Below are 13,395 nucleotides of genomic sequence, written 5' to 3'. Positions count from 1 at the left end.
GGGCCCGGGCGCCGCCCCGGGGCGGCGGTGCGCCGGCGGGACGACGGGAGCCGCGCGGATGGGACGACGAGGCCGGCCGGCACCGCCCGCCCCGGACACGGCGCCCGCCGAGGAGGCGCCGCCGAGGCTGCGGCCCCGGTCGCTGATGCTCACCTACCTCGGCAACTACGTGCTCGGCCGCCCTGTCGCGGTGTTCTCCGGCAGCTTCATCGACGCGTTCGCCCGGCTCGGCGTCGGCGAGCACGCGGTCCGCTCGACGCTGACCCGCATGGTCGACCGCGGGCTGCTCGCGCGGCACCGCGCCGGGCGCCGCATGCACTTCGGCCTCACCCCGCGCTCGGAGGCGATCCTCCTCGACGGCGAGGACCGGGTCTGGCGGCGCGGGGTGCTCAACACCGACTGGGACGGGACCTGGACCGTGCTGGCGTTCTCGCTGCCGGAGTCGTGGCGGCGCGTCCGGCACGACCTGCGCGCCCGGCTCGCCTGGGCGGGGTTCGGGCCGATCGGCAACGGCACGTGGATCGCGCCGTCGGCGGTCGACGTCCCGGCGCTCGTCGACGGCCTCGGCCTGGACGGGCGCCTCAAGGTGTTCACCGGCCCGGCGCAGGCGCCGACCGACGTCCCGGCGATGCTCGGCGAGGCGTTCGACCTGCGCGGCCTCGCCACCGGCCACCGGGCCTTCCTGCGCCGCTGGGACCGCCCCGACCCGCTGCCCGGCGCCCCCGACGACCTGGCCCGCTACCTGTGGATGACGACGGAGTGGCTGGAGCTCGTCCGCGCCGACCCGCGGCTGCCGGTCGAGCACCTGCCGGACGGCTGGCCGGCCGTCCGCGGCCAGCGGCTGCTGCGCGAGCTGCGCCGCCGCTGGGAGGCGCCGGCCCGGCGGATCGCCGACGCGGCGATCGAGTGCATCGAGGTGTGAGCGCCGCGTCCCCCGCGGGTTCAGCCCGCCGCCGTCATCTTCGGCACGGTCTCCTCGATCAGGTGCATGAGCGTGTCCTCCAGGAGCACGTGCGCCTGCGCGCGGGTGAGCCGGCCGTGCCGCAGCCACTCGCGGGTGGCCGCCTCCGCCATCCCGCTGAACCCGCGCAGCGCCGAGCGCACCTCCGGATGCTCGGCGGCGAGCCGGGACAGCCCGACCACCTCGGTGATGTGGTCGACCGCGCCCTCGCGCGCCGCGTCCACCAGCCGGGCGAGGTCGTCGTCGCCCGCCGACCCGGCCGCCATGTCGAGCGCGACGAGCCAGGTCCCGGCGTTGCGCTCCAGCAGCTCCAGCCAGCCGGTGATGCTCTCGGTGACCCGCTCGCGGACGCTCGCGCCCGGCTCGTAGGCGGGCACCGGCACCGGCGGGATGTGCAGCATCCGCTCCACGACCGCCAGGTACAGCTCCCGCTTGGTGCCGAAGTAGTGGTTCAGCAGGCCGCGGCTGACGCCCGCCACCGCCGCGATCTCGGTGTTGGACACCTCCTCGTACGGCCGTTCGCTGAACAGCTCCCGCGCGCACACCAGGATCTGCTCGCGCCGCTCGTCACGGTCCTTGCGCACCCGTACCCGCTCGCCCATGTCTCCCTGTCCGCGCCCTCGCCGCCGGCCGCCGCCCGGATGATCCGGGTCGCGCGGCGGCGCGTCCCAGTGTTCCAGAACCGCGGCCGTTCGCGTCCGGCCCGCGGCGAGGTCAGAGCGGGCGGGCGGGGTCAGAGCAGCCGGACGGCGGCGCCGCGGCGGACCCGCCCCGGGCGCAGCACCTGCGCGTACACGCCGGCGCACGCCCGCGGGCCGAGGCCCGGCATCGGCTCGACCCGGTTGCGGGCGGCCGGGACCCGCAGCGCCGCCGGGTCGCGGGGCAGCGCGCCGTGCTCCAGGGTCGGGATCGAGCACCGCGGCGTCGGCACCGTGACGCGCAGGACGACCTCGTCGCCGACCGCCATCTCGCGCCCCGCCCAGCCGTTCTCGCCGAACGCGGGACCGCCGGTCTCCACGACGAGGTTCGGCCGGTAGCGGACGTCCTCGGCGACGCCGCGCGGGCTCTCGGCGCCGATCGCCTCCAGCGTGGCCGTGCCGATCAGGTGCAGCGGCGCGAAGTCGACGAACCCGCCGCCGGACGGCGCGCCGAGCCCGATCACCGTCTCCTCGACGGCGACCTCGGCGGTGACCCCGGCCGCGAGGACCTCCTCGGGGACGGCCCGCTCCAGCGTGGCGCCCTCGGGAGGGACGGACGCCGGCTCGACCCGCCGGCCGAGCGCCCGCGACAGCACCTGCGCGGCGCCGGGGTCGCCGGTGCGGACGGTCTCACCGGTCGGGAGGGCGATGCGCGCGCCGTCGCCGTCCGCGGTCGCGGCCATGGTGAGCAGCGCCCGCCACAGCCGCGGGTTCTTCGCGCTGGCGATCCTGCCGGTCTCCGCGTCGAGCAGCGCCCAGCGGCGGTCGCCGCCGAGCCCGCCCGCGCCGATGTCCGCCTCCGCGAGGTCCTCGCCGAGCATCGATTTGACCGGGTAGCGGCGCAGCGCCGCCACCGTACCGAGCCGTGTCATCGCCGTCCTCGTCCGCCGGTGGAGCCGCCCCGTCGATTATCGGGGCGCCGGCAGGGTGATCCGTACGGTGGTGCCGCCGCCGGCCGGGCTGTCGACGTCGACGTGGCCGCGCAGCGCGCGGACCCGGTCGGTGAGGCCGGCGAGCCCGCCGCCGGGGACCGCGCCCGCGCCGCCCGCCCCGTCGTCGCGGACCTCGGCGACGACGCGGCCCGCCTCGTCCCGCACGCTCACCGCGATCTCGTCGGCGCCGGCGTGCTTGGCGGCGTTCGCGAGCGCCTCGCAGAGCGCGAAGTACAGCGTCGACTCGATCTCCGGCGGGTAGCGGCGGCCCGGCAGGTCGAGCCGGACGGGCGTCGCGGCGCGGGCGGCGACGAGCCGCATCGCGGCGGCCAGCCCCGCGTCGGTGAGGATCGCCGGATGCACGCCGCGGGCCAGGCCGTCCAGCTCGGCGGCGGCCTCCGCCAGCTCCCGGCGGCACGCGCGCGCCTGCTGGCGCGCCGGATGGCCCGCCGCCTCCTCCAACCGTTCCAGCAGGGCCTCCAGTGCGCGGAGCCGCTGCTGGGCGCTGCCCTGCAGTTCGGCGGCGAGCCGCTCGCGCTCCGCCGCCTGCACCCGGACGAGCCGTTCCCGCGCGTCCCGCGCCCGCTCCAGGTGCGCGCGCGCCGCGGCCTGCAGCCGGACGGTCTCCAGCGCGCGGCCGCCGGCGACCAGCGCGGCCTCGACGAGCGGCTCGTGCCCGCGCAGCCGGTCGTCTGCGTCGACGGCGGCGAGCGGCTCCCCGGCGGACGTGCGGACCTCGTGCCGCCACCGGCCCGGCGCGGGCCCGCCGCCGAACGGGACGCGGCGCCCGGTCACGTCGACGTAGCCGTCCTCGGCCCACAGCCACAGTTCGAGGGCGCCGTCACGCAGGACGCGGCGCAGCGCGTCGCGCACCTTCTCCACCGACACCGGGTCGGTGAGCCGGTGCATCCGCTCGGCGGCGGACAGCTCGGCGAGCCGGGCGCGCAGCGCGGCGGCGAGGAACGCCAGCGGCAGCACCGTCGCGGACACGCCCTGGAAGAGGTAGACCTCCATCACGTCGTCCAGGGTCACGTCCCCGCCGATGAGGGAGCCCTGCACCGCCAGGGCGCCGGCGACGCCGACGGTGACGGCGGCCGCGACGGGGACGGTGTACCGGCGGTCCAGCCGTCCGGTGCCCGGCAGCCGCAGCAGCAGGAGGATGACGAGCGCGCCGGCGAGCACCGCCTCCACCGTCGTGACGGCCCGGTACGCGCAGCCGAACGCCTCCCGCCCGGGCGCGGCCGACGGCCACACGGCGGAGGCGGCGAACCCGTTCCACTCGGGGCGCGACAGCGCGCACAGCAGCGCCTGCCCGCCGATCATGACGACGGCGGTGACGCCGGTCCACAGCCGGGCGACGGCGCCGTCGAGCCGCCCGTCGGGGTACAGCAGCACGCCGACGCCGATCGCGGTGAAGAAGACCGACTGCGCGAACACCGACACCACCGGCCCGGCGCCCGCGTTCCAGCTCGCCGTCCAGGTCAGCGCCCATGCGGCCGCGGCGGCGGTGAACGCCGCGCCGGTCCGGCGGCCGAGCCGCCCGGCGGCCAGCACGCCGCCCGCGACGGCGAACCCGCCGCAGCACGCCAGCGTCACCGCCGCCGCGCCCGGGCGGTCCCGCCAGTACGGCCAGCCGGCGGCGAGCGCCGCCGCCGCCACCGCCGCTCCCCCAGCGGCGGCGCGGCGCAGCCGGGCGCCGAACCACGACGGCGCCCGCAACCACGACGGCGCCCGCACGCGCACCGACCTCAATCCGCCCCTCCCTTTCCCGGAGCCGGGCCTCGGGCCCGCCCCGAAGGCTGCGTACGCGGCGAGCCGGCGGCCGGGGAACCACCGGACGGGCGTCGGGTTTCCCCGGATGCGCCCGCGGCGCGGCGGCGGGAGGATGGGGGCGCCGGGCGGCCACGGGCGCGGGCCCGCGGCGCGTCCCGGTGGCGTGCGGGGGCCGCCACCGGCGTCACGTACCGCGACCGGGCTCGTACCGAAAGTCTTCCGTACCGCGCCGCCGCGGGCGAGGGCCCGTTACCCGATCGATGCGCGGGACGGACGGTGCACCCGCGCCCTCCGAGGGTCTTTGCGGCGGGCGGGTCAGCGCGTCTCGGCGGCGCGCAGCCAGGTGAGCACCGCCAGCACCCGCTTGTTGCTGTCCTGCGGCCCGGGCGGCCCGCCGGACGAGGTGATCTTGAGCTTGGTGAAGATGGCCCGCACGTGGTCCTCGACGGTGCGGGCGGACAGGTGCAGCCGCTTGCCGATCCCCGCGTTGGAGTGCCCCTCCGCCATCAGCTCCAGCACCTCGCGCTCGCGCCCGGACAGCCGGGACAGCTCCCGCTCGCGGTGCCGGGCCTCCACGAGCCGGCTCACCACGTCCGGGTCGATGACGACCTCGCCGCGCCGCACCCGCTCCAGCGCGCCGCACAGGCTCTCGACGTCGGTGACGTGGTCCTTCAGCAGGTAGCCGACGCGGCGGGGCTGGTCGCGGAACAGCTCCATCGCCTGCGGCGTCTCGTTGTAGGCCGACAGCACCAGCACGCCGATCCCCGGATGGCGGGCCAGCAGCGCGCGACCGGCGACCACGCCCTCGTTGGTGTGGGTCGGCGGCATGTGCAGGTCGACGATCGCGACGTCCGGCGGGTCCTCGGCGACGAGGGCGAGCAGCTCCTCGCCCGAGCCCGCCGCCACCGTGACCTCGATCCCGGCCGTGGTGAGCAGGGTGACCAGGGCCTGCCGGAAGATCCCGCTGTCCTCCGCCACGGCTACTCGCATGGCAGGACCATCCTTACCGTCGTGCCCCGGGCGGGCTCGCCGTCGATTTCCAGGTGCCCGCGCAGCGCCCTGATCCGGCCGGCCAGCCCGTCCGGCAGCGCGCCGGGCTCCCCGCCCGGCCGCTCGCCGTCGTCGCTGACCTCGGCCACCAGCAGGTGGCCGTCCGGACGCACCCGGACGGTCACGCGGGTCGCACGCGCGCGGTCGACAGCGTACGACAAAGCCTCGCAAAGCACCGAGTAAAGAGTGGACTCGATCTCGCGCGAGTAGCGCTCGGCGGTCACGTCCAGCAGCACCCGGGTGCCGAGCCGCTCGGCGACGACCTCCAGCGCGGGGCCGAGGCCGTCCTGGACGAGCAGCGCCGGCTGCACCTCGCGGGCCAGCGCGCGCAACTCGGCGAGCGCCGCCATCAGCTCCGTGCGGCACTTGCGCGCGTGCTCCTTGACCTCCGCGTCCGTCGCGAGGGCCTCCAGCGTGCCGAGCATCGCGCCCAGCGCCAGCAGCCGCTGCTGCGCGCCGTCGTGCAGGTCGCGCGCCAGGCGCTCGCGCTCCACGGCCTCGGCTCGCAGCAGCCGCCCGTACGCCGACCGCACCTGCTCCAGGCCCGCCTGCACGTTGGACTGCAGCCGCGCCGTCTCCAGCGCCCGTCCCCCGGCCTCCAGCGCCGCCTCGACCAGCGACCCGTGGTCGCGCAGCGCCCCGCCCAGCTCCACGATCGCGAGCGGCTCGCCCGCGGCGGTCTCGACGCGGCGCCGCCACCGTCCCGCGTCGCCGGACGGGTCGCCCGGCGCCTCGTCCCCGGGGGCCGCGCCGCCGGCGTCCACGGCGGCGGGGCGGCCGGCGGTGTCGACGTAGACCTGCTCGGCGGGCGCCCAGAACCACAGCTCCAGCGTGGGGTCCTGCAGGACGTCGCGGAGGGCGTCGCGGATCCGCTCCACCGACACCGGCGCGGTCAGCCGCAGCATCCGGCCGGCGACGGCCAGCTCCGCGAGCCGGGTGCGCAGCCCGGACGCCAGCAGCGCGAGCGGGATGAGGGCGGACACCGCGCCCTGCACCGCGTACACCCGCAGCAGCGCGTCCAGCGAGATGGACTCCTCCATGATCGGCCGCTGCGTCAGCGCCGCGGAGATCCCGACGAACGCCAGCGCGACCGTCACCGGCAGCGTGACGACCCGCCGCATCCGGCTCATCCTCGGCAGCCGCAGCAGCAGGACGACGGCGAACGACAGCGCGAGCCCGATGTACAGCGCGGCGGAGACCTCCAGCACGGCGCGGAACGCCGCGTGGTCGGGGAACGGCGCGGGCCACCACACGTGCCGTCCGCGGAACGCCGCCCACGCCGGCCGCGAGGTGATCCAGAGCGCGGTCGGGCAGCCCCACAGGACAACGCAGGCGGCCACCGTCCAGATCCGGTCGGCGACGTACTCCAGGCGCCCGGCGGGATACAGCAGCACGCCCACAGCGAGGGCGAGGTAGAAGTCGGCCTGGGCGTACGGGGACAGCAGCGGACCCGGCCCGGCGTTCCAGCTCGCCAGCCAGTTCACCGCCCAGAACAGGGACGCGGCCAGGAACAGCAGCCCGGTGCGCCGGGTGCGGGCGCCGGTCGCGAGCAGCGCGCCGACGACCGCGATGCCGCCGGTGCCGGCGAGGGTGAGCGCCGCGGCGGCGTGATGGCCGCGCCAGTAGGGCCATCCCGCGGCGTAGGCGAGCGCGGCCACCGCGAGGCCGGCGGCGAGGGCGCGCCTCGTCTCCTGGCCGAACCACGGTGGCGACCTGCGCCTCCGCGGGGCGGATATCACCACGACCATCCTTTCCATGCTCGGGCCCGGGACCGGTCTCCCGGTACCGGGATCCCACGGGCGCGCGCCCCGTGCTTCCCCGGACGCACCGGCAGTGTCCCCGCTCCGCGCCGTCCGGGAGAAGCGCGTTACCGGATCGCGATGCGCGCCCGTGCGGCACGGCCCGAAGGGGAGTTGGCTCCACCCCCAGTGGGGACCTGCCCCCACCGACGCGGCCCCCTCGCCCGGTGCACAGTCGTTGCGGACGGCCGCCATCGCGCAGGCCGCCCGACGGCACGGACGAGACGACACCGAAGAGACGGCACGGACGAGGAGCCGCAATGGGAGAGCGCACACGACGGGACGTGCTGACCTACGTGCACGACCCGGTGCGCGGCGCCGCCGACCTGATGATCCTTTCCGCGCAGGAGTTCACCGGCGAGCCGCCGGCCCGCGTCCACCTTCCGAGGCGGGGCGCGCCGGGCTTCCACGGAAGCTGGGTTCCGACGGTCTGGGTCCGGAAGATGTTTGCGCTACCACGATTGCTTCCTGGGTATTGACATCGGTCGGCGTTATCGCAAACATTCAGGGCACCCGACCGATGTGGAGCAGATCACAGTGACCACCGCAGCGCCCCCGCCCCCGTCCGGCACCGGCCCGTCCGGTGCCGGGCCGGACGGGCGAGGGAGCGCGCGGTCGCGCGCGGCGGTCATGGAGGACGTCGCGGCGCTCGCCGGCGTCTCGGCGATGACGGTGTCGCGGGTGCTGAACGACCCCGGCAAGGTCGCGCCGCGGACCCGCGAGCGGGTGCTCGCGGCGATGCGCGAGCTGGACTACCGGCCGAACTCGGCGGCGCGCGTGCTCGCGACCGGCCGGTCCGGGGTGCTCGGCGTGGTCAGCTTCGACACGACGCTGTACGGGCCCGCCTCGACCCTGTACGGGATCGAGCGCGCCGCGCGCAGCGCCGACTACATGATCAACATCGCCAGCCTCGGCTCGCTCACCCGCCGCTCCATCGAGGACGGCGTGCAGCGCCTGCGCGCCCAGTCGGTGGACGGCATCGTCATCATCGCGCCGCACCAGTCGGCGGCCGAGGGGCTGCGGCGGCTGCCGCCGGACATGCCGGTGGTGGCGGTCGGCGCGGGCGACGACCTGCCGGTGCCGGTCGCGTCGGTGGACCACCGCGCGGGCGCGGTGCGGGCCGTCCGGCACCTGCTGAGCCTCGGGCACGAGACCGTCTGGCACATGGCCGGGCCCGCCGACTGGATCGACGCGAGCGCCCGCGTGGACGGCTGGCGCTCGGTGCTGGCGGAGGAGGGCCGCGAGGTCCCCGAGCCGCTGGCCGGCGACTGGAGCGCCCGGTCGGGGTACGAGCTCGGCCGGCGGCTCGCCGCCGACCCGGCGGTCACCGCGGTGTTCGCCGCCAACGACCCGATGGCCCTCGGCCTGCTGCGCGCGCTGCGCGAGGCGGGCCGCCGCGTCCCGGAGGAGGTGAGCGTGGTGGGCTTCGACGACGTTCCGGAGGCGCCCTACTTCGCGCCGCCGCTGACCAGCGTCCGGCAGCCGTTCGGCGAGGTCGGGCGGCACGCGTTCCAGCTGCTGCTGCAGCGCGTCGACGATCCCGGCGGCGCGGGCGGCGGGCCGCCGGCGCGCCGGACCGTGGAGCCGGAGCTGGTGGTGAGGGAGAGCACGGCCGTGCGGCCCGGCGGCCGCTGACACCGGATCGCGTGGAGGGGGCCGGTTCCGCGGCGGCGAATGTTAGCGCTAACACAAGCTACTGCCAGGTTGATCAAGAAGGGCGGCACGTTGCGCATCACCGAGATCGGTACCCATGTCCTGGGCACGCCGTGGCGGAACCTCACGTTCGTGACCGTCCGCACCGACGAGGGCCTCACCGGCGTCGGCGAGGCGCGGATGCTCGGCCACACCGACGCGCTCGCCGGCTACCTCGCCGAGGCGGAGCGCCGGCACATCATCGGCAGCGACCCGTTCGACATCGAGGACCTCGTCCACCGGATGAAGTACGGCGACTTCGGCCGCGCGGGCGAGATCGTCATGTCCGGCATCGCGTGCGTCGAGATGGCGTGCTGGGACATCGTCGGCAAGGCGCTCGGCCAGCCCGTGTGGCGGCTGCTCGGCGGCAAGGTGCGCGACCGCGTCAAGGCGTACGCGAACGGCTGGTACACCGTCGACCGGACCCCCGAGGACTTCCACGCCGCCGCCAAGCGGGTCGTGGACGCCGGCTACCGGGCGCTGAAGCTGGACCCCTTCGGCGCGGGGCGGATGGAGCTGGACCACGCCGGGACGGTGCTGGCCATCGACCTGGTGGAGGCGGTCCGCGACGCGGTCGGCCCCGACGTCGAGCTGCTCGTCGAGATGCACGGCCGGTTCTCCCCCGCCACCGCGATCCGGCTCGCGGGCCTGCTCGCCCCGTTCGACCCGGCGTGGCTGGAGGAGCCCGTCCCGCCGGAGAACCTCAAGGCGCTCGCCAAGGTGTCCGCGCACACCGGGCTGCCGATCGCGACGGGCGAGCGGATCCACGACCGCATCGAGTTCCGCGAGCTGCTGGAGCTGCAGGCCGCCGACGTCCTGCAGCCCGACGTCGGGCACACCGGCGGCATCGCCGAGGTCCGCAAGCTCGCCGCCACCGCCGAGACCTACTACGTGCAGATCGCGCCGCACAACGTCGGCGGCCCGGTGCTGACCGCCGCGAGCCTCCAGCTCGGCGTCTGCACCCCGAACTTCAAGATCCTGGAGCACTTCAACGACTTCGCCGACGCCGCCGTCAAGGACGTCGCGAAGGGCGCCCCGCAGGTCGTCGACGGCTACTTCGCGCTGCCGGAGGCGCCCGGCCTCGGCGTCGAGCTGGACCTCGACGCGGTCGCCGCCTTCCCCCAGCAGCACGCCGACTTCGACCTGTACGCCGACGGCTGGCACTTCCGCGGGACGCGCCGTTGAGCCGCGCCGTGCTGGTGGAGGCGCCGGGCCGCTGGCGGCTCGACGCGGGCGAGCCGCCGGAGCCGGGACGCGGCGAGGCCCGCGTCCGGGTCGCCGCCGCCGGGCTGTGCGGCAGCGACCGCGAGCTGTTCGACGGCGCGCGCCCGGACGGCTTCGCCTGCTACCCCGTCGTCCCCGGCCACGAGTGGTCCGGCACGGTCGACGCGGTCGGGCCCGACACCGACCCGTCACTGGTCGGCGCGCCCGTCGTCGGCGAGGGGTTCCGCGGCTGCATGGCGTGCGGACGCTGCCGGGAGGGCGCCCCGAACCTGTGCGCGAGCCGCTACGACGAGACGGGCTTCACCCGGCCCGGCGCGTTCGCCGACCACCTGCTCGTCCCGGCCCGGCTGCTGCACGTGCTGCCGCCCGGCGCCGACCTGCGCGCCGCGGCGCTGCTGGAGCCCGCCGCGGTGATCGCGGGGGCCGTCCGGCACGCGGCGCCGCGTCCCGGCGAGACGGTCGCGGTCGTCGGCGCCGGCACGCTCGGGATGCTCGCGCTGCAGTTCCTCGCCGCGTCGTCGCCCGCCCGGCTCGTCGCGATCGACCCGCGGGTGGAGCGCGGCGAACCGGCGCTCGACGCGGGCGCGACGGCGTTCAGCCGTCCGGGCGAGGCCGCCGAGGGCGCGTTCGACGTGGTCGTGGAGACCGCCGGCGCGCCCGGCACCGCGAGCTCGGCGGTGCGGCTGGCCCGCCGCGGCGGCCGCGTCGTCGTCACCGGCATCCCCGCCGACCCGGCCGACGCCGTCCCGACGTCGCTGCTGGTCACCCGCGCACTGTCGCTGCACACCGTGTTCGGCTCCGGCCCCGCCGACTGGACGTACGCGGTGCGCGCGTTCGGCAGCGGCGTGCTGCGGCCGGCGTCCCTGATCACCCACGAGCTGCCGCTGACCGAGTTCGCGGCGGCGCTGAAGCTCAGCGGCTCCCCCGACGCCGGGAAGGTGCTGCTGCGCCCCGACCTCGACACGCCCCCGACCGGCGGGAGGACCGATGGACCCCTACTCTGACGAGCTCGCCGACCCGGCCGGCGGCGGCCGGGCGCCCGGCGAGGACGCGCTGCGCTCGCTCGGCTGGCCCGACGCCCCGCCGCGCCCGCCCTCCTCCGGCCTGCGGTTCCCCGACGGCGGGACGTGGCGCACCGAGCTGCCGTCCTGCGAGGGGCCCGCGGTCCTGGCGGCCGTGCTGGAGGAGAGCGACCGCCTCGACGTGCCGCTGCACCGCATCAGCCAGGGCAGCGGCGTGTGGATGCTCACCGACGCCGAGATCGGCGAGATGGTGGCCGCCTGCGACGCGCGCGGCATCGAGCTGTGCCTGTTCCTCGGCCCGCGCGGCACCTGGGAGCCCGGAGCCGGCGGCCGCTCCTACAACGCCTCCGGGCCCCGCGCCCGGGGCCGCGACCAGCTCGCCCAGTGCGTCGAGGACGCCGAACGCGCGACCGCGCTCGGCGTCCGGTCGCTGCTCGTCGCCGACGAGGGCGTGCTGTGGACGCTGCACCTCCTGCGCGAGGCCGGTCGGCTGCCCGCCGACACCACGTTCAAGGTGTCGGCGCTGGTCGGCCCGGTGAACCCGGCGTCGTTCACGGTGTGGGAAGGGCTCGGCGCCGACTCGGTGAACGTGCCGAGCGACCTGGCGCTCGCTCAGCTCGCCGAGATCCGCGCGGTGAGCGCCGCGCCGATGGACTTCTACGTCGAGGCGCCCGACGACCTCGGCGGGTTCGTCCGCTTCTACGACGCGGCGGAGCTGATCCGCTGCGGCGCCCCCATCTATCTGAAGTTCGGGCTGCGCAACGCGCCCGGCATCTATCCGGTCGGCCAACACCTGCTGCCCGCCGCCGTGGCGAGCGCGCGGGAGCGGGTGCGGCGCGGCCGGCTCGTCCTGGACACCCTCGCCCGGCTCGGGGCGGGCGAGGGGATGTCCCCGATCGGGTCCCGGGACCCGGGGCCGCTGCGGCGGTTCCCGGCGCTGCCGGAGACCCTGCCCGCGTCCGCCGTCCCACGCTGATCCACTCCGCTGCCCTCCCCCACCCCGAAGGAGAACGAGATGAGACTCCGGCGCATCACCACGGTCCTGTCCACGCTGGTGCTGGCGACCGCCATGACGGCGTGCGGCTCCAGCGAGAAGAGCATCGACAAGAAGCCCAAGGCCGGCGACGCCAAGGGCGCGCTCATCGGCGTCACCATGCCGACCAAGTCGTCCGAGCGCTGGATCCGCGACGGCAACACCCTCAAGGCCGACCTGGAGAAGCTCGGCTACAAGGTGGACCTGCAGTACGCCGAGAACGACATCCCGACGCAGGTCAGCCAGATCGAGAACCAGATCACCAAGGGCGCCAAGCTGCTGGTCGTCGCGTCCATCGACGGCACCGCGCTGACCAGCCAGCTGCAGCAGGCGCACCAGAACCACATCCCGGTGATCTCCTACGACCGGCTCATCATGCGCAGCCCGGACGTCGACTACTACGTCACCTTCGACAACTACAAGGTCGGCGTGGAGCAGGCGACGTCGCTGCTCACCGGCCTGAAGCTGAAGAACGCCGACGGGTCGGAGGGCACGGCGAAGGGCCCGTTCAACATCGAGCTGTTCGCCGGCTCCCCCGACGACAACAACGCGCCGTTCTTCTACAAGGGCGCGATGTCGGTGCTCAAGCCGTACATCGACAAGGGGACCCTGGTCGTGAAGAGCGGCCAGACCGACTTCAAGACCATGGCGATCCTGCGTTGGGACCCGGCGACGGCGCAGAAGCGGATGGAGGACATCCTCACCAAGACCTACCGGGGCGGCGCCAAGGTCGACGGCGTGCTCTCGCCCTACGACGGACTGTCGATCGGCATCCTGTCGGCGCTCAAGAGCAACGGCTACGGCACGCCGAGCCAGCCGTACCCGGTGGTGACCGGGCAGGACGCCGAGCGGGCCTCGGTGAAGTCGATCCTGGCCGGCGAGCAGTACTCGACCATCTTCAAGGACGTCCGCAAGCTCGCCGACGAGGCGGCGAAGATGTCCGACGCCATCCTCAAGGGCGGGAAGCCGCAGGTCAACAACACCACCGACTACAACAACGAGAAGAAGGTCGTCCCGACGCAGATGCTGCAGCCGGTCATCGTCAACAAGTCCAACGTGCAGACCGAGCTGGTGCAGTCCGGCTACTACACGCAGGCGCAGCTGGGGTGACGCCGTGACCACCGACGACACCACCGACGCGGCGGCCGCCGGCGCCGCGGGGCGCGACGACATCCTGCGGATGCAGGGGATCACCAAGACGTTCCCCGGGG

12 protein-coding genes are annotated in these 13,395 nt (G+C 75.8%); 7 read left to right on the top strand and 5 right to left on the bottom strand.

The window, feature by feature from the left end:
- Positions 1-58 precede the first annotated feature (58 nt).
- Entirely contained in the window at positions 59-922 is an 864-nt protein-coding gene (locus J4709_RS26080) for a PaaX family transcriptional regulator (protein WP_232384076.1), read from the top strand.
- Positions 923-942: 20 nt separating this feature from the next.
- Here the strand turns inward: J4709_RS26080 and J4709_RS26075 are convergent, their stop codons facing one another.
- From J4709_RS26075 to J4709_RS26055, 5 genes are all read right to left on the bottom strand, one after another.
- Positions 943-1,563, bottom strand: coding sequence for a TetR/AcrR family transcriptional regulator (locus tag J4709_RS26075; RefSeq protein WP_173091699.1), 621 nt, complete (start codon positions 1,561-1,563; stop codon positions 943-945).
- Between the two features lie 131 nt (positions 1,564-1,694).
- Positions 1,695-2,531, bottom strand: a complete 837-nt coding sequence (locus J4709_RS26070; protein WP_208244428.1) for an MOSC domain-containing protein — start codon at positions 2,529-2,531, stop codon at positions 1,695-1,697.
- A gap of 36 nt (positions 2,532-2,567) precedes the next feature.
- Positions 2,568-4,334 carry an ATP-binding protein gene (locus tag J4709_RS26065; protein ID WP_372442153.1) on the bottom strand — a complete coding sequence of 589 codons (1,767 nt, stop codon included), beginning with the start codon at positions 4,332-4,334 and terminating at the stop codon, positions 2,568-2,570.
- A 345-nt stretch (positions 4,335-4,679) separates the two neighbouring features.
- Positions 4,680-5,354: a response regulator transcription factor gene (locus tag J4709_RS26060; RefSeq protein WP_208244426.1), complete on the bottom strand. Its 675-nt coding sequence runs from the start codon at positions 5,352-5,354 to the stop codon at positions 4,680-4,682.
- Entirely contained in the window at positions 5,345-7,162 is a 1,818-nt protein-coding gene (locus J4709_RS26055) for a sensor histidine kinase (RefSeq protein ID WP_208244425.1), read from the bottom strand. The genes J4709_RS26060 and J4709_RS26055 overlap by 10 nt, the downstream gene beginning before the upstream one ends.
- Before the next feature lie 311 nt (positions 7,163-7,473).
- Here J4709_RS26055 and J4709_RS26050 point away from each other — a divergent pair, with 311 nt between their 5' ends.
- The 6 genes from J4709_RS26050 (at position 7,474) to chvE (ending at position 13,294) form a co-directional block, all read left to right on the top strand.
- The gene (locus J4709_RS26050; RefSeq protein ID WP_208244424.1) at positions 7,474-7,692 is read left to right on the top strand and encodes a carotenoid oxygenase family protein; all 219 of its coding nucleotides are present in this window, start codon (positions 7,474-7,476) and stop codon (positions 7,690-7,692) included.
- A gap of 58 nt (positions 7,693-7,750) precedes the next feature.
- Positions 7,751-8,848, top strand: a complete 1,098-nt coding sequence (locus tag J4709_RS26045) for a LacI family DNA-binding transcriptional regulator (RefSeq protein WP_307801562.1) — start codon at positions 7,751-7,753, stop codon at positions 8,846-8,848.
- Between the two features lie 69 nt (positions 8,849-8,917).
- Positions 8,918-10,090, top strand: coding sequence for a mandelate racemase/muconate lactonizing enzyme family protein (locus tag J4709_RS26040; RefSeq protein WP_232384075.1), 1,173 nt, complete (start codon positions 8,918-8,920; stop codon positions 10,088-10,090).
- Positions 10,087-11,133 (top strand): zinc-dependent alcohol dehydrogenase, encoded by a 1,047-nt coding sequence (locus J4709_RS26035; protein ID WP_208244423.1) that lies wholly within the window; start codon positions 10,087-10,089, stop codon positions 11,131-11,133. Before J4709_RS26040 ends, J4709_RS26035 begins: the two co-directional genes overlap by 4 nt.
- Positions 11,117-12,127, top strand: coding sequence for a hypothetical protein (locus tag J4709_RS26030; protein WP_208244422.1), 1,011 nt, complete (start codon positions 11,117-11,119; stop codon positions 12,125-12,127). The genes J4709_RS26035 and J4709_RS26030 overlap by 17 nt, the downstream gene beginning before the upstream one ends.
- A gap of 39 nt (positions 12,128-12,166) precedes the next feature.
- The gene (gene chvE / locus J4709_RS26025) at positions 12,167-13,294 is read left to right on the top strand and encodes a multiple monosaccharide ABC transporter substrate-binding protein (protein ID WP_208244421.1); all 1,128 of its coding nucleotides are present in this window, start codon (positions 12,167-12,169) and stop codon (positions 13,292-13,294) included.
- The last annotated feature ends 101 nt before the right edge of the window (positions 13,295-13,395 follow it).

The organism is Actinomadura violacea (assembly GCF_017573465.1).
Lineage (GTDB): Bacteria > Actinomycetota > Actinomycetes > Streptosporangiales > Streptosporangiaceae > Spirillospora > Spirillospora violacea.
Note: the sequence above shows the minus strand (reverse complement) of the source record. Positions and strands in the feature narration are given on the sequence as shown.